12 protein-coding genes are annotated in these 16,547 nt (G+C 69.5%); 4 read left to right on the forward strand and 8 right to left on the reverse strand.

The window, feature by feature from the left end:
- Positions 1-18: 18 nt before the first annotated feature.
- The 8 genes from NA11_RS11545 to NA11_RS11580 all read right to left on the reverse strand — a co-directional run bounded on the left by NA11_RS11545 (position 19) and on the right by NA11_RS11580 (position 9,914).
- The gene (locus NA11_RS11545) at positions 19-3,321 is read right to left on the reverse strand and encodes a hypothetical protein (RefSeq protein ID WP_069161828.1); all 3,303 of its coding nucleotides are present in this window, start codon (positions 3,319-3,321) and stop codon (positions 19-21) included.
- Positions 3,322-3,427: 106 nt separating this feature from the next.
- Complete coding sequence (locus NA11_RS11550; RefSeq protein ID WP_069161829.1) at positions 3,428-4,021, reverse strand: DUF4126 domain-containing protein; 594 nt, start codon at positions 4,019-4,021, stop codon at positions 3,428-3,430.
- A 25-nt stretch (positions 4,022-4,046) separates the two neighbouring features.
- Positions 4,047-4,844 (reverse strand): ABC transporter permease, encoded by a 798-nt coding sequence (locus tag NA11_RS11555; protein ID WP_069161830.1) that lies wholly within the window; start codon positions 4,842-4,844, stop codon positions 4,047-4,049.
- A gap of 3 nt (positions 4,845-4,847) precedes the next feature.
- A complete protein-coding gene (locus NA11_RS11560; protein WP_084654522.1) occupies positions 4,848-5,741 on the reverse strand; it encodes a 2-aminoethylphosphonate ABC transporter permease subunit in 894 nt (297 codons plus the stop codon).
- Positions 5,738-6,868 (reverse strand): ABC transporter ATP-binding protein, encoded by a 1,131-nt coding sequence (locus NA11_RS11565; RefSeq protein WP_069161871.1) that lies wholly within the window; start codon positions 6,866-6,868, stop codon positions 5,738-5,740. The genes NA11_RS11560 and NA11_RS11565 overlap by 4 nt, the downstream gene beginning before the upstream one ends.
- A 73-nt stretch (positions 6,869-6,941) precedes the next feature.
- A complete protein-coding gene (locus NA11_RS11570; protein WP_069161831.1) occupies positions 6,942-8,015 on the reverse strand; it encodes a 2-aminoethylphosphonate ABC transporter substrate-binding protein in 1,074 nt (357 codons plus the stop codon).
- 73 nt (positions 8,016-8,088) lie between these two features.
- Positions 8,089-8,778, reverse strand: a complete 690-nt coding sequence (locus NA11_RS11575; protein ID WP_084654534.1) for a phosphonatase-like hydrolase — start codon at positions 8,776-8,778, stop codon at positions 8,089-8,091.
- 8 nt (positions 8,779-8,786) lie between these two features.
- Positions 8,787-9,914: a TIGR03364 family FAD-dependent oxidoreductase gene (locus tag NA11_RS11580; protein ID WP_069161832.1), complete on the reverse strand. Its 1,128-nt coding sequence runs from the start codon at positions 9,912-9,914 to the stop codon at positions 8,787-8,789.
- Between the two features lie 148 nt (positions 9,915-10,062).
- On the opposite strand from NA11_RS11580, the gene NA11_RS11585 reads away from it, so the two are divergent.
- The 4 genes from NA11_RS11585 to NA11_RS44710 all read left to right on the forward strand — a co-directional run bounded on the left by NA11_RS11585 (position 10,063) and on the right by NA11_RS44710 (position 16,437).
- A complete protein-coding gene (locus NA11_RS11585) occupies positions 10,063-10,791 on the forward strand; it encodes a GntR family transcriptional regulator (RefSeq protein ID WP_069161873.1) in 729 nt (242 codons plus the stop codon).
- A gap of 86 nt (positions 10,792-10,877) precedes the next feature.
- Positions 10,878-13,124: a hypothetical protein gene (locus tag NA11_RS11590; protein ID WP_069161833.1), complete on the forward strand. Its 2,247-nt coding sequence runs from the start codon at positions 10,878-10,880 to the stop codon at positions 13,122-13,124.
- A 152-nt stretch (positions 13,125-13,276) separates the two neighbouring features.
- Entirely contained in the window at positions 13,277-15,010 is a 1,734-nt protein-coding gene (locus NA11_RS11595; RefSeq protein ID WP_069161834.1) for a hypothetical protein, read from the forward strand.
- Between the two features lie 11 nt (positions 15,011-15,021).
- Positions 15,022-16,437 carry a hypothetical protein gene (locus NA11_RS44710; RefSeq protein WP_069161835.1) on the forward strand — a complete coding sequence of 472 codons (1,416 nt, stop codon included), beginning with the start codon at positions 15,022-15,024 and terminating at the stop codon, positions 16,435-16,437.
- The last annotated feature ends 110 nt before the right edge of the window (positions 16,438-16,547 follow it).

Below are 16,547 nucleotides of genomic sequence, written 5' to 3' on the forward strand. Positions count from 1 at the left end.
GTTTCAGCTTCTTCGCAATCATTCGGCAACGGTGAAAACCTCGTGTGCCGCAATCCGGACATCACTGCGCCCATGCGTCCGCATGCGGGCGAGCAGGTCCACCCAGGTAGGCGTCCAGCCGAAATGGCTGCCGCACTGGGCAATCAACGCCACGGTCGCCAGGCCGGTCGCCACATCCACACTGACGGACAGTTCGCGCGCCACCGCCGCCATCGTGTCCGATTCGACCATCCGCAGGGTGCGGGTCAACTGCGTCCGCAGCTGCTCGGCCGGGTAGTTCACCAGCGCTCCTCGGCCGAGCTCGCAGGCCTGCTGGATGGACCGCACGCTCGATGCGCCGTCCGCCCAGCGGATCTGCGCGAGGAACAGCTCGATCGCGGGCCGCCGCCAGGCGGGGTCGGTGCCGAGCCGTTCGGCGACCGCCACCGCGATAGTGCGCGCCTCTTCGGAAAGCCTTGCCGCGACACCGAGCCCGCCGACACCGGTGAGCAGCGCGGAAAGCCGTTGCCGGGCAGGCAGATCACGCCCGGGGAGGTCGACCCCCTCGGCGGCGAGTAGTCGATCCACGGCTGCGGGGACATGCTCTCGATAACCGCTGGCCACGAGCACCCGCGCCGCCTGCTGCCACAGGCCGACCTCGCCGAGATCGGCCAGCCTGCGCACCAATAGGTCGCCGGTGTCCTCCGGCGCCCACGGAAACCACGCGCCCAACACCCCCATGGCCTGGGCGGCAAGGTGCACATCGGCGTTGCCTGCCAGCTCGCGCACCAGCGCTGCCAACCGGTCCCGCTGCGGAATCGGCAGCAGTGCGGGCGCGAGATTCAGCGCCTCGCTCGCGACCGCGGCATCCGTGGCGGCCTCGGCCAGGATCCGCCAGGCCTCCGGATGATCCAGCAGCCAGCGACAGGCGAAGACCACCGCCCGTTTGACGTCGCGATGCTGGTTGGGGCGCTCCCAGATCGCCAGCACCGACGCCATCGCCTCCGGCGCGTGCAACGATGCGAGCAGCCGCACGCCCTCCTTGAGCGAGGTGATCTTCGGGGAGTCGACCAGCGGCGTGAGCACGCCGGCGAGCCGATCGGGGCCGATGCTCCTGGCCCGAGAAGCGATGCCGCTCACCGCGACTCGTGCCCGATCGGAATCCACGTACCGGCTCAGCACGCGGACCGCTGCCTCGGCCTCCTCGCTGCGGCCGAGCGCGGTGAGCGCGGCCTCGGCCACCGTGAGCTCGGCATGGTCGAGGTACCCGACGAGGCGCTCGAAGCTACCCGGCAGGTAGCCCAGTTGTCGTACCGCCCATGCCTTCTCCCACGCCGACGGTTCCTTGGCCCGCACCAGGCCGGCGAGCGATCGGGCGTACAGGTCGAGCTGCCAGGGCGTCCAGCCGTGGAAGCCACCCGAAAAGGAGAGCACCAGACGCACTTTGGGTGCGAGGAAGCGTCCTGGCGTGGCTCCGGCGAGCACCAGGTCGAGCAGATCCGTTCGGCGCGTGCCGATCAGCTGCTGCACCCGGTGTAGCGAGATCAGCGATCGGTCTCGGTTCAGTAACGTGGCCAGATGCTCGTCGCGGGTGGCCGGATTGGCCAAGGCCAGGTCGACCGCTTCCCGGACGATGTGATCGTTCCTGGCGCCGCAGGCCCGCACGATCAGTTGCTGGAGGGCTGCCACATTCCAGGCACGCCGGGCCAATCCGTCGCCGAGGCTCAGCGTGAGGTTCCACTTGTCCCGCACGGCGTCGCTGTCCAGTTGCGGCCGCAGCGCAGCGAACAGCCGGTGCTCGACGCCGCGCGGCAGATTTCGATCCAGGTGCCGCAGCGGCACCGTGCTGCTGTGTGCCCCAAGGCTTTCGATCAGCCGGAGTGCGACGTCGGTGAACGCGGGGTCATCGGCGCGGGCGCCGTGCACCAGCAATCCGCGCGCGAGCACCCCGACCGCGTCGGTGGTGGCCTGCGAGCAATCGCGGGCTTGCAGCGCGTCGGTGGCCAGGATCTCCAGTGCCGGCAGGTGGTCGGCGCGCAACAGCGTCGGCGGGATGGTGTCGACTGCCTGCAAGGCATTGCGCCGCACCGGGTCCTGCTCGTTGCGCAGCCGCCGCAGCGACTCGAGCAGGGTGGCGACCACGGCGGGATCGCGACTGCCGATCGCCGCGACCACCAGCAGCGGATAAGCCTCCGCGCGCTCGTCGGCGGTCGGCCGCCGAATGCTCTCGCGCAGTACGGGTTCGGCCTGCTCCCAGGTGAGCCGGGCGATCAGGCGCTCGCGCACCGAGCGGTCGTCGGAGCCACCATGCGCGGCAAGGAGTTCGCGGGCCAGGGTCGCCCGTGCGTCCTTCGGCAGGCTGTCGAGCGCACCGAGGTCGAGTCGTGCTGGGTCGACCCCGGGCTGGATGAATACTTGCCGCACCACGTCGGTGCGCCGATGCGGCGGCAGCAGGTGCAGGAATCGCTGCCGCTGATGCGCGCCGTAGGCGGCGAACACCGGCAACAGCCGCTCGTCCGGGAGCTCGCGCAGCGCGGTGAAGAGGGCACGACCGGCCAACCCGGTGCCACGCCCGCTCGGATGCAGGATCAGCGCGACCACCGCATTCGCATCGTGGCGAGCCAATGCGCCGAGGACCGGGTCGAGGCCGGAGAGCGGTACGTGCCGGACCGCGTGTGCGGCGAGCGCGAGCAGCCGATCCGGGTGGCGCAGTGCGGATGTCGTTGCGGTCGCGGCGATGCGCGGCCACAACTCGCGCCATTGCGACTCGCCCGCCTGCGTAGCGCTGCCCTCGAGGTAGTCGAGTACCACGTCGATGTGCTTGCGGCCCAACGCCTGCCAGCTCGGCACCGCGTAGGCGAGGTCGGGGAGAGACTCGGCGACGATCGGTGTGGAGCAGTGCGGCAGCACCCGTGCCGCCTCCGCGTCGCCGAAGTGTCGCCGCACCTCCGGCAGCAGCGCGTCGGCCAACTCGGTGCCGCACGAGCGGCGACCGATAGCGCGGTACAGCGTCTTTCGCGTCCGCTGCGCCAGCCGCGGCACTCGCTCGACCAGCACGTGCGGTTCGGCGCCGACCCGGATCAGCGCGACTGCGGCGCGGGACACGAACTCCTGTCCCACCGAATCCAGCTGTGCCAGTAGATGATCGCGGTCGCTGGCGATCGCGGCGAGGTGGATCGAGATGATTCGCTCGTACCGGCCACGCGCCGCCAGCTCGGTCAGCAGTGGTCGGAGCTCGGCCGTGCCTGCCAACTGCAAGGCGGCCGCCGCGATCGCGCGTCGGCGCTGTGGCGCGGACAGCGGCTCGATGTCCTTGAGGAGCTTCGTCGCCGGTGATGCCATGGTTCGACGGCCAGCCTTTCGTCGATCTCGCACGGATCCGCGTGCTGGTGTGAGGATAGTTCGGGTACACCGGGTTTCGCGGAATCGAAGAATGGAGCGGGGGCGGTCAGGTCGCGACCGCGCGCTGTGCTCTGCGTTCTCGTCGGCGACGAAGGTAGCGGCGGATCCGGGTGGCGAGGAACAGCACGAGCACCACCCCGAGCACCAGCAGTGTGCCCGCGACGAGCGCCGCGGGCAGCGGGTGGAAGACGGCGAGCGTCACGATCCCGGCGACGGCGCTGTCTTCGGCGACGCTCATCACGACGTTGCTGGCAGGCTCCGGCGAGGTGTTGATCGCCATCCGCGTCCCTGCCTTGACCAGGTGACTCACCAGTGCGGTTGTCCCGCCGAGTGCGCCTGCCGCCAGCTCCGATAGCGAACCGTCCTGTCCCGCAATCAGTGCCGCGACGACCGCGCCCGAGGCGGGGCGAACCACCGTGTGCAGCACATCCCAGAATGAGTCGAGGTAGGGGATCTTGTCGGCCACCGCCTCGATCGCGAACAGGACAGCGGCGGCGATCAGCACGTCGGTGCGCTGCAGCGCGTCCGGCACCGAGTCGGCGAAGCCGAACCGGCCGAGGAGCCCGAGCAGCAGCACGACGGCGTAGGCGTTGACCCCGCTCGCCCAGCCCGCGGTGAAAATCAGGGGAAGTGCTGACACGACGCCATACTAGGGCGCGCCGGTATCAGCGCAGGGCAGCGCGGCCGCGCAGGCGCCCGAGCAGGATCAACGCCGTCAGCGTGACCAGGACGAGCACGGTGGTGGTCGCGGCGGCGTCGAAGACCTCGCCGCGGTCGGTCTGCGTGAAAATGCTCACCGGCAGCGTCTTCCAGGTGGCCGGGTACACCATGATGGTGGCGCCGAGCTCGCCCATGGACAGCGCGACCGCGAGCCCGGCGGCCGCGCCGAGCGCAGGAAGCAGCAGCGGCAGGGTGACCTGGCAGAGCACCCGGACCGGGCCGGCGCCGAGTGACTCGGCGGCCTGGCGGTACGCGGGATCGATGCGGTCGAGCGCGGCGGCAACCGCGCTGAACGCGTAGGCCAGCACGAGCACCGAATGCGCAAGGATGACAATCCATTTGGTGCCGCCGAGCAGCAGCGGTTGTCCGTTGAACGCGATCAGCACACCGAGGCCGACAGCGACCGACGGCACCGCGACCGGCAGATGGAACACCGCGTCGGTGCAGCGCCGCCACCAGCTCGGCGCCTCCTGCGCGGCCAGCGCCGCCCAGGTGCCGAGCACCAGGGAAATGGCACCGGCCAGTAGCGCGGTCTGCAGGCTCACCGACAGGCTGGCCGCCTGCTCACCCGACAGCGCGCGGCCGAGGTTGGCGAAGCCGAGGTCCGACGGCAGCGCACCGGTCCAGTGCCCGGCGAAGGCGGCCGCGCCGACGGTCGCGAACGGCGCGACGAACACCACGAGCACGACGAGCGCGAAGACGGCGAGCACGACCGCCTTGCCGCGCCTGGTCCACACCAGCATGGGTCAGCTCTCCTTACGGGACGCACCGGTGAACCGGGCGAACACCAGCCGATATCCGATGTACAGCGTCAGCGACAGCACCACCTGCACCGTGGCGAGCACCGCGGCGCCGGGCAGGTCGAAGGTCACGATGCCGCGGGTATAGATCAGCGCGGGCAGCGTGAGCACGCCCTTGGCCCCGGTGAACAGGACGATGCCGAACTCGTTGAGGGTCAACAGCAATGTCAGGCTGCCGCCCGCGGCCAGGGCAGGCCACGCCTCAGGCAGCACTACCTGCCGCAGCACCCGCCACGGGGAGGCGCCGAGGCTCGCGGCCACGTCGAGTTGTTCCCTCGGCAGCTGAGCGAACGCGGCGAGCAGCGGGCGCACGACGAACGGGGTGAAGAAGGTGATCTCGGCGAGGACGATTCCGAGCGGGGTATAGAGGAAGTTCAAAGCGGGCTCGTCGTTCCCGGTGATCCGCCCGATCAGCACGTTCACCGCGCCCGCGGTGCCGTAGAGGAACGTGAAGGCGAGGGTGATCAGGAACGACGGCAGCGTCAGCACGGTATCGATGAGCCTGCCGACCACCTGTGCGCCGGGAAACGGCACGAAGGCCAGCACGATCGCGAGGAAAGTGCCGAGCACGAGGCAGCCGAGTGTCGAGGTCACCGCGATGGACACGGTGCGCCACAATGCGTTCCGGAACAGCTCGGAACCGAGCACGTCGGTCCACACCGACATGCCGCGGCCGGTCGGGGTGACGGTGGATTCGGCGATGACCCGGACGATCGGGTACACCGCGATGAACACGACGACAAGCAGCGGCGGCAGGCTCCACAGCACCGGCTTCCAGTTGCGCTGCGGCGCAGGCCGATCGGCGGGCTCGAGGTCGGGGACCAGCTCCAGAACACTCATGGCAGCCGCGCACCTACCGCGCGCGGGATGAGCACCCCGGCCGGATCGGGGAACAGGACACCGACGGCGGTGCCGACGGCGGTGTCGACGTGGCCTGCCAGGTCTGCGGTGACTTCGTCGGCGAGCCCGTCGACGGCCAGGTGCACCCGGGTGGTCGCGCCGCGCCACACCGCGGCGGTCACGGTGCCGCGCAACGCATCACGGTCGCCGACGCTGCCGAGGCGGACCGTGTGCGGCCGCACGCACAGCAGGGCAGGGGAGTCGATCTCCCAGTTCTCCTGGCCGACGCCGGGGGTCGGCGCCTGCGCACGGAGCGTTCGGCTGCCGACGCTGACCAGTGCCGATCCGCCGGACACCCGATTCACCGTGCAGGGCAGCAGGTTCGCGCCGCCGAGGAACGCGGCGGTGAAGTCCGACGGCGGTCGCCGCCACAGGTTCTCGGCGGTGTCGATGTCGAGCAGCCGCGCGTCGCGCATCACCGCGATGCGGTCGGCCAGTGCCAGCGCCTCGGACTGGTCGTGGGTGACGTACAGCATCGCGGTGTCCGGCAACGCTTTTCGCAGCTGTTGCAGCTCGCCGAGCATGGACTGGCGCAGCTGTGCGTCGAGCGCCGCGAGCGGCTCGTCCAGCAGCAGCACCTTGGGCCGGATGGCCAACGCCCTGGCGATCGCGACCCGCTGCTGCTGTCCGCCGGACAGCTCCCTCGGTAGCCGCTGCGCGTAGGCGCCCATGCCGACCATGTCCAGCGCCTCGGTGACCCGAGCACCGATCTCGCTGCGCGGCACCCGGTGTGATTTCAGCCCGAAGGCGACGTTGCTGTGCACCGACATGTGCGGGAACAGCGCATAGGACTGCACGACGACGCCGATGCCGCGCTTGGCGGGCGACAGATCGGTCACGTCGCGCCCGGCCAGCCGGACCGCGCCCGAGGTCGGCCGGACGAATCCGGCCAGTGCCTTGAGCGCGGTCGACTTGCCGGACCCGGACGGGCCGAGGAGCGCGACGGTCTCGCCCTCGGCGACGCGCAGCGTGAAATCGGTCAGCGCGACAGTGGTTTTGCGACCACTGCGGTAGCTGACGCCGACGCGATCGAACACGATCGCCGGTTCGACGATGGCGGATCGCATCGGTGTCTTGGCGGCTGACCTCGCCAGCGCGTCACCAGTGGGCATTGTCGACTCCCTTGTCCGCTACGGGGTTTCAGCTACCGGTGGCCTTCTGGTAGGCGGCAAGGTCGCCATCCAGATCGGTGAGCACGGTGTTCCAATCGACCGGAAGCAGGTCGACGCCTTTGAGCACCGAGCTCGGCGACGGCGCCGAGCCGGTGGCGGGTGTGTCGCGCAGCTCGGCGCGGGCCGACACCGCGAAAGCGTCAGGGCCGAGGGTCTTCTGGGCCTCGGCCGACAGCAGGAACTCCATCAGCTTCTTCGCCTCGGCCTGATGCGGTGCGCCCTTGGCCAGGCCCATCACGTAGGGGACGGCGACGGTCGACTTCTTGCCGTCGGCGGTCGCGGGGAAGAAGACGCTGAACTTCGAGCCCTTCTCCTTGATGGTGGTCAGGTTCATCTGCACGTCGCCGTTGGCGACGCTCAGTTCGCCCTTGTCGACCTTCGCCTGCAGCTTGCCGGTGGACGGGGACGGCCCGACGTTGTTGGCCTGCAACTTGGTCAGGTAATCGAGTGCGCCCTGCTTGCCGAGCAGCTTCTGCAGCAGGACGAGGACGGCGGTGCCGTCACCGGCCTGGCCTGGCGTCGAATACTGCAGCTTGCCTTTGTATTCCGGCTTCAGCAGGTCGTCCCAGGTGAGTGCGCTGGCGTCGACCGAGGTGTTGGCGATGAAGCACAGGTAGTTGTTGGCCAGGGTGACGTACTTGCCGTCGGCGTCCTTGTCGGCCGCGGGCACTGCGCTGGTGTCGATGCCGCTGTTCTGGAGCAGCCCTGCGCTTTTCGCCTTCTGAATGAAGGGCGGCAGGGTGACCATCACGTCGGCCTGCGGGTTGCCCTGCTCCTTGTTGACTCGGTTGACGACCTCGCCAGAGCCGGATTCGACCAGGTTGACCGCGATGCCGGTCTGCTGCTGGAAGTCGGCGAAGCGGGCCTTGTACCAGCTGCCGACGCCGTCCGCGGAGTAGACGGTGACGGTCTTGCCGCCCGCGCTGTCGGCGCCGGTGCCGCCGCAGGCCGCCGTCGCCGCGAGGGCGGTGGCGGTGGCCAGGAGCAGCGCGGTCCGGGAGAGGGTGCGTGCGAGACGCGCTCGCGTGGTCGAAGTACGCACGATGACTACAACTTTCGGTTCGTGAGGAGTGTCGGAGTCGAAGGGGCGGTTGACCGTCGCTGGTGCGACGGGGTCATGGGTGCTCGGCGAGCAGGAGTGCGGCGAACTCGGTGACCGAGGGCACGACATGGGTGGCGCCGGCGGCCCTCAGCTGGGCTTCGTCGTGCGCGCCGGTGAGCGTGCCTGCGACGATCCGGGCGCCCGCGGCAAGACCGGTGGCGATGTCACTGGTGGTGTCGCCGAGCACCGCGACGCGATCGACCGCGTCGGCCTGCAGCCGCAGCACCGCGGTGAGCACCATGTCGGGGTACGGGCGGCCGCGTCCTGCGTCCGAGGGCGCGAGGGTCAGGTCGGCGATGTCCTGCCAGCCGAGCGCTTTCAGCAGCCGGTCCTGGGTGCTGCGGCTGAACCCGGTGGTGAGGGCCACCCGGACGCCCGCGGCGCGCAAAGCGGTGATCGCCTCGGCCGCACCGGGAATCGGGGTGATCTCGACCTCGTCGATCAGCGCCTCGTAGGCGCTCTCGAACGCGCGGTTGGCTTCTTGGGCGCGGTCTTCGTCGCCGAGCAGCGCGCGGAAGACGGCGATCTTCGACTGACCCATCGTGTCGAGGACATACTGGCGGGCCGAATCGCGTTCCGGCCCTTCGGACTCGATGCCCGCCGCGGTGGCGGCAGCGTCGAAGGCGCGCAGGACGAGCCCGCCGTCGGCGACGGTGGTGCCCGCCATGTCGAGGACCGCGAGTTGAATGGTGTTGTCTGGCACGTTCTTCCTCACAGATTCAGCAGTTCGGCGGTGTCTTCGCCGATGACGGGGCCGAGGGTCATGCCGCGGCCGCCCGGGCCGGTGATCACCCAGATGTGCTTGCTCGCCTCGGCGCGGGTGACGATCATGTTCGGGTCGACGGTCTGGCTGTACACGCCGGCCCAGCGCCGGATCACCTGCGGCAGTTTGCGTCCGAGTAGTTCTTCGGCGACCCCGATGAGGTGTTCGTAGGGCGCCTCGTCCACGTCGAACGCGAACGGCTCGTCGTATTCGTGGGTGTCGCCGATGGTGAGCCCGCCGTGCAGGCGCTGCACGCACAGCAGCTGCATCTTGTGCTCGGCGGCGGTAGCGGTTTGGGACTGTTCCCGATTCAGCGTGTCCAGCGTCTCGCCCGCGAAGCCGGGGTAGTACCGAAAGCTGTCGCCGTCGGCGACGGCGGTGGTGAGCGGCTCGTCGAGCGGCGCGGTCTGCATCATCTGGAGCCGGACCCGGCGTACCGGGAGCACGCCCGCCAGCTCGCGGGTCAGGCCGGAGTGTGCCGCGCCGGGGCAGGCGAGCACCAGGTCGGCGTCGAAGCGGCGGCCCTGGTCGTCGTGCACCGTTGCGCCGGAGCCGGTGTCGGTGACCGACCTGGCCTCGGTGCTCGCGTGGAAGGTGTAGCGGCCGGTGGCGGTCAGGTAGGCGCGCAGCGCGGGCAGTGCCTGCCGCGACTCCACTGCGGCGTCGGTCGAACAGTGCAGTCCGGCAAGGAACTTCCCGCGCAGCGCGGGGTTGAGCGCGCGGACCTGCGCTGGCTCGAGCAGCGTGAACCCGCGCCGTTCGGCCGTGGGGCCCGCGCTCGCGGCCTCGGCGACGGCGAGCTCGGCGGGGGTGCGCACCAGCGTGATCGAGCCGTTGGGCCGGAATCCGACGCCGGGGACCTTGCCCCCGATCTCTTCCCACAGTTCCCGCGACCGCAGCGTCACCTCGAGCTCCGCGGCGGACCGTCCGGAGACCCACACCAGGCCGAAGTTGCGCACCGTTGCCCCGCGGGCCTCGGTCTCCCGCTCCAGCTGAATGACCTCGTGACCGCGGCGGACAGCGGCCAGGGCGTGTGCGGTGCCGAGGATCCCACCTCCGATGATGACCAATCGCATGGGACATATCGTGCACATTGGTCTAGACCAAGGGGTATTGCTCGTGCGAACGCTAGGTTAACAATTGGTATAGACCAATTACGGGTACGCTGTCGGCATGGACGCAGCGGAGGTGACGAGGGTCGGTGCCGAGCCGGCAACCAGCGACATGCACGGTGGGCGCGCGGAATTCGCGCTGCCCGATCGGTTGCCGAAGTCGTATCGGGTGCGCACCGAACTCGAGACGATCCTCGACGATCTCGCCGAGGGCGATCCGGTGCCTTCGGAACGCGACCTGGCCGTTCGGTTCGAGGTGGCGCGCGAGACCGTGCGCCAGGCATTGCGAGATCTGCTGGTGGAGGGGCGGATTCGGCGGCAAGGCCGGGGCACCGTCGTCTCGCGTCCCAAAATGGTGCAGCCGCTGTCGCTGCGTTCCTACACCGAAGGCGCGATCAGCTATGGGCGCGTGCCCGGCCGTCTGCTCGTCGGCTGGGACGATGTGTCCGCCGATGCCGACATCGCCCGCGATCTCGATGTGCCGGTGGGCACTTCGGTGATGCACCTGGAGCGGGTGCTGCTCGCCGACGGTGAGCGCATCGGCTTGGAGAGCACCTACCTGCCGCTGGCTCGGTTCGCAGGCCTCCGCGCCTCTTACGATCCGACGACGTCGTTGTATGCTGCGGTGCGTGCCTCAGGGGTGGTGTTCGGCAGGGCCACCGAACGCATCGAAACAGTCCTCGCGTCCCCACGCGAGGCCGCATTGCTCGAATGCACTACGGCGCTGCCACTGTTGTTGTTGCATCGGCGCAGTCTCGACGTGGACGGCGAGCCGATCGAACGGGTGCGCGGGCTCTATCGCGGCGATCGGATCGCGTTCGAGGCGCACCTCACCAAATAGCGTCGGCGCCCCGGCGCCGTCCTGGTCGTTTTGTCGTGTTTACCCGGTTCGCTTATGCTCCCGCTCTCGTGAGGCTTGACGGGGAAATGGGATCGCGGCGCGACGCGCGAATCTGGGGGGCGGTGACCGCGATCGGTGTGGTCGTCGGCTACGCGGCAGTGCTGCTGGCGAACGCGCGGCACTTCTACACCGACGACACCGAGGCGCAGTACGCGCCGATGTGGGTCCATCTCGGTACGCAGCTGCGCGAGGGACGATTTCCCTGGATCGTGCCCTGGGAGTGGATGGCGGGCAACTACACCATCGAAGAGGCCGGGATCTACAACCCGCCGCAGCTGCTGCTCTGTCTCCTCGCCCCCTCGATGGACAATCTCGCCGTCTACGCGACGATGGTGAAGCTCGTCTTCTCGATCATCGCCGGGCTCGGCGTCTTCCGGATCTGCCTGGCCTACGGCGCGCGTGCCTCGTGGTCGGCGGTGGCGGGCATCGCGTTTCCGTTGAGCGGATGGTTCCTGTTCTTCGACGAGGCGAGCTGGTTCACCTCGCACACCGCGACCGCGTGGATCGTGCACGCGTGGGCATCGGCGGTGCTGTACGCGCGCGGACGCGGCGGTCCCATTCCGGTCTTCGTGTTCCTGTATCTCGCGCTGACGGTCCAATATGCCTTCCCCGCAGTGGAAGCCGGGTTGATGATCGTCGCGGTTGCCGTCGGCGAGGCCATCTACCAGCGGCGCTGGGGGCCGTCGCTGCGGCTGCTGCTCGCCGCCGGCGCCGCCGCGCTGGTCGCGGCAGGAGCCAACCTGCCAGGGATCCTGTCCTCGCAGGTGACCTGGCGGGGGAACGCGAAGATCCACAACGATCCTTTCCTGACGGTGCCGTGGTCGGAATCGCTGAATGCCAGCTTGCCGAGCACGACACCGGCATTCACCGCATGGTGGGGGCATGTGCAGCCGTTGCCGATGGTCTATGTCGCCTGGTTCCTGATTCCCGCGCTGGCGTTCATCGCCTGGCGGGCGGCCTACGATTCGGTCAGGGAGCTCAGCGGGCCAATACTTTTCGCCATCGCGGTGCTGATGTGGACCGCGGGCCCCGGCGCGATCGGACCGCTGCGCTGGCCTGCCCGCGTGCTGCCGATGGTCGCGCTCGGGCTGCTCGTCCTGGTCTGCGTGCTGCTGAGCAAGCACGGCACCCTGGCATCGCTGCGCCGCCGCGGCATCGCCGCAGGGGTGCTGATCGGGCTGTTGTTCATCCGATCCTTCTCTGCGGCACCGGAAATCGTGGTGCGCCATCTGCTCGCGGTCTTGGCGGTCGGCGCGCTCGGCGCGGCGGCGGTGTGGCTGGCGCGGGCCAAGGGCGTCGCGGTGGCGTGTGTGCTGATGATCGTCGCGATGTTCCCGATCGCCTACGCCCAGGTGGCGGCCGCGCCGCCGACCGCGCTGCCGTACAACTTCCCGGAACGGCGCTCGGAGATGACGGCGGCGTTCCCCGACTTCGATGGCGTGACACTGCAACTCGCCGATCGTGCGATCTTGCGACCGGAGGACCGAAGCATCACCGGCGCCTACGGATCCCTCGCCATCGGCAACTACGCCAAGAACCTCGGGCTCGACTACGTGAACGGGTACACGCCGATCGGGCATGCGCCGTTCGCCGGGGTGCTGTGCATGGCTTGGGACGGCAGCACCTGTGTCGACGCGTTCCGGCGCGCCTTCGCGGCCGAACCATCCACCGGCAGAACGATCGTCGATCTGATGAAGGTCGACCGGGTGGTGCTGCACCGTGCGCAGTATCCGAACGTGGGGGAGCACCCCGCACCGGCGGGGTGGAAGTGGGTCGACTACCCGGGCCACGAACGCTACATCTGGGTGCTCGAACGCGAGAACGGACTCGTCTCGACGAAGAACGGGGCGATCGCGCACACCGTCGGCGTGACCGCTACCTCGTCTTCGTCGCGTGATGATGCCACCAGCGTCAGCCGGGTGAGCTCGACCAGCGGTGGCCGCATCGTCTTCAGCAGACTGAACTGGCCTGGGCATCGGATCGAGTTGAACGGTAAGGACATTCCGCTCAGCACCGTGGAGCGGACCTTCCTCGCCGTCGACATTCCGGCGGGCACCGACAACGCCGAACTGGTCTTGTCCTGGCGGCCACCGGGATGGCAGCTCGGCATCGCGACGGCGGTGCTCGGCCTCGTCATGATCGGTGTGCTGCAGTGGGTGGCGCGGACGGGTCGGTGGTCGACCCCGTCGAGTCCAGGCCCCCGGCATCCGGATTCGAGCGCCGAGCCGAGTCGAACGCTACGGCCTGCGGAACCCTCCGGAGCAGGCGGCTGAGTTCCCAGCGCTGGGAGGTCGCCGTCGGGCCTGGTTAGGCGGCGTCGGACCTACAGTTGTCCCTACGTTTTCGCACCGCGAGGAAGGGGCAGCGTTGAGGTACGCGGCAGCGCAGGCTCCGAACCGCCGCCCTGGAGCCGGAGAGTGCGCCGGTGAGTCGATCGCTGTGGGTTGACCCGGAAGATCTGCACGCGCGCGGAGCGGCGATGCAGGAGATCGGCGCCGAGATCGGGCAGGTCGTTGCGCGGTTGCGGGCCGCGCTCGACGCGGAGGGCCGCTGGTGGGGCGACGACGAGGCCGGTAAGGCATTCGAGAAGACCTACGAGCCGGACGCGCGGCAAGCCGTGGCGGCATTGGAGGACTTCTCCACTGCGGTGGACGGCTTCGGCCGAGATGTGATGATCGCCGCCGAGAGCTTTCAGATCCTGGATCAAGTGGGCGGCAAGCGGATGGAGTCGGCCGCCGCGCAGGATGCCGGGGCCGCACTGCCGCTCGGTGGGGATCTGCCTGCCGAACCCGTTCGCGCATCGGATGTCGCAGTGAACCCTTCCTTGCCTGAGCAGCTCCCCGGTGTTGCGCGGCAGACGGGTCCAGGTCAGGTCGATGCTGAGGCGCTGCCTTTGCAGGCAATACCGTTGCCGCACAACGGTATTCCTGATCCGGCGTCGAGTGGCGGGAATCGGCAGGGAAGTCGTGGGGTCGATGGCGGAGCGGATCCGCAGGCCGCGCCAGTCGGTGCGGGCGCCGGTGATCGCGCGGTCGGCCAGGGCCTACGCCGGCCGGTCGAGCCGAGCGCGACATCGAATGCGGTGCCGCCGAGTGTTCGGCAAGCCGACAGGCCTGCGGGTAGCGAGAAGAAGTCGGCGACGGCCCCGGCTCCGGGCGGGCCGACCAACACCGTGGCACCGCCGCGCGCCGGTGCCAGTCCACCTGCTGTCAGTGCGCCGTTCGGGCGGCGGCCGCCGGGGACGCCATGGTCCGAAGGCGGGCTCCCGGCCGGACCGCCGGGCGGAAGTCCCGCGGCGGCCAGGCCGGACCGCCCGCCCGCCGGCGCGCCCACCGGAGCGAAGAGCCCCGCTCCGGTGCGGAGTCTTGTCACGGCGGGCACCGACCGCACCCGGCAAGAGCGATCCAGCCCCCCATCGTCCGCAGACCGTGAAATCATGCGGCGGGCAAGAGAACTCGCCGATCGGCACGGTATCGCGGTGTCTGGATTGGATACGCCGGAGATCGATGCGGGCCACGTCCTCGAGTACCTGACAGCCGTCGACGACGTGCTGACGAAGTTTCCGGTCATCGCGCTGCGCTACGTCGGGATCACGCCGTTCGGGGTGCGCGCCATCGCCCGCGTCGAGCGGCGGGTGACCGGAGTCGAGGAAACCGTGAGCACCTGGCAGGCCGACCTGAACGCCACTCTGCTCGTGGACGTGGCTCGGCTTGCCGAGGCGATTCGCGCGGCGAACCGGCCGGGATCGGTTGTTGCGCAATCGGATACCCGCCCGGTCTACACCGCGACGGTTCGCGAATTCGGGCGCGCCTTCGATCTCGCCGGTGCGGGGCAGGCGCGCGCTCGGGCGCAACGGGCGCTGATCGCGGAGTACCTCAGGGACGGCGGGTACCGGCGCGTCGGTCTCGCGCGGGTCGTGCACGGCTACATGCGATGGCGTGATCAGTTGAGCGGCAGCAGTTTCGACAAAGGAAGGTTCGATGCTCCTGCGGCACTGGCAGATGCGTTCACCGACGTCATGCTCAACGGGGAAAGTGCCTCCGAACCGGCGCAGACGTTGTGCCAACTGCTCGTCGACACCGCGCGGCCCTCGGCGACGGCTGGCACGGCGAACCCGAGTGACGACGGACTGCGACGAGTCCGCCGAGCAGACGCTTAGGAGGTCACCGAGTGCAGGGTCCGGAGACGGACGATCCAGCGGAGCAGACCCGGCTGGTACGGGAGATCGCCGCAGCGATCTCGGCGGCGGTGCCACCGGAATGCCGCTCGTGGCAGGCCACTTTCGCGTTGACCGTCGGCGCGGACATCGTGGAGATCACCTGCCTGGATGGTGACGCGCGGCCGGTATCGGTGCCGCCGACGGAGGCGATGACGGTGCTGGCACGGCAACACCGTGCCGTCTCGGCGCGGGTTGCCGGCGGACCGTGGTGGCGGCTGATCCTGTGGTCGAGCGCCGACGGTGAGCTCGACGTCGACTACGACCGCGGCGACGAGCCGTTTCCGGACGCTCACTTGTTCGCTCCCGAGGCATATCGGGACGATCTGGCGGCCTATCCGAGGGAACGACTGCCTATCTGGCTGGCGGCCTACCTCGAACACGCTGATCGGCAAACCCGCAGCCCGCAGCGCGCTGCCGCCGCCGTACGCGGCGATCTGGACGCGGGGGTTCGGCCGACACCCATGACGAACGAACTGCCGGACCTGCCGGTGATGTGGGCGCGATGGGCGATGCTGTCGGCGGCGTTCGTCGCCGTCCGATCAGAGCGCGGACCGCGCGTGTTGCCGTCGCTCGGCTGGTTCGAAAGCTCCCGGCGGGCAGGCTCCACGCTGTACGTGCTGCCTGGCGGCCGGGCCGTGCTGTCGGGAGGTGTGTGGAATCCGCCCGCACTCGACGCGGTATACAACGGCGGTGCCGAGATGCCGAATTCCTATGCCGGGGCGCCGGATTGGGTGGCCGACCCGGTGCTGAACCCGCGCGCCGCCGCGGGGTTGCTGTCGTTCTGCTACTGGTGGGATTCCGGGCGATGGTATCGGGGCGAGTCGCCATCGGCGGAGCACTCCGGTGCGGCGATCCCCGGGGTGTGGACCGCCGACACGGTGGCCGACATCGTGGCGAGTGTGCTGCCTGATCGGGCGAGTGACCGGGTGCGCGCGGCGGCCGCTGCGCTGGAGTCGGCCGCACAGGTCGGCGCGGTCACAAGGGAGCTGGTTGGCGAAATCTTCGATGATCCAGAGCGTTTCGATATCGACGGTGCGATGTACCAGTTCTCGATTGCCGGTTCGCTGGACACGGAGACCCGGCGCCGGATGTCGGGACCGGAGGCCATCGCCCGTGTCCGTGCGTACATCACCGAGCGGCGGTTGGACGTGACGGGTTATCCGCTCGCGCAGTTGCGGGCCGACCGGATCAGCGCGGGTTGGATGGTCTATGTGCCGGTGCCGCGCGGGGAGATCGCGATCGGGCGGGCGATCTTCTATATCGCCGAGGACGGTGTCATAGAGCATTCGTCGTCATCGACGCCGCCCGTGACCTACGCGGCCGGATTCGAACAGCGTTACCGGCGACGGCAAGGGGAGCGAGACTGAGCAGGATGCGGTGGGCGGCGTGGCGCTCCCAAGGGTGGGGACGGGTCCGCCCGTGCCGATCGCGCCGCGTTCTATCCTTCGGCTCTGAATCCGTGCGGCTCACCGGGGGA

The organism is Nocardia altamirensis NBRC 108246 (genome assembly GCF_001612685.1).
Taxonomy (GTDB): domain Bacteria; phylum Actinomycetota; class Actinomycetes; order Mycobacteriales; family Mycobacteriaceae; genus Nocardia; species Nocardia altamirensis.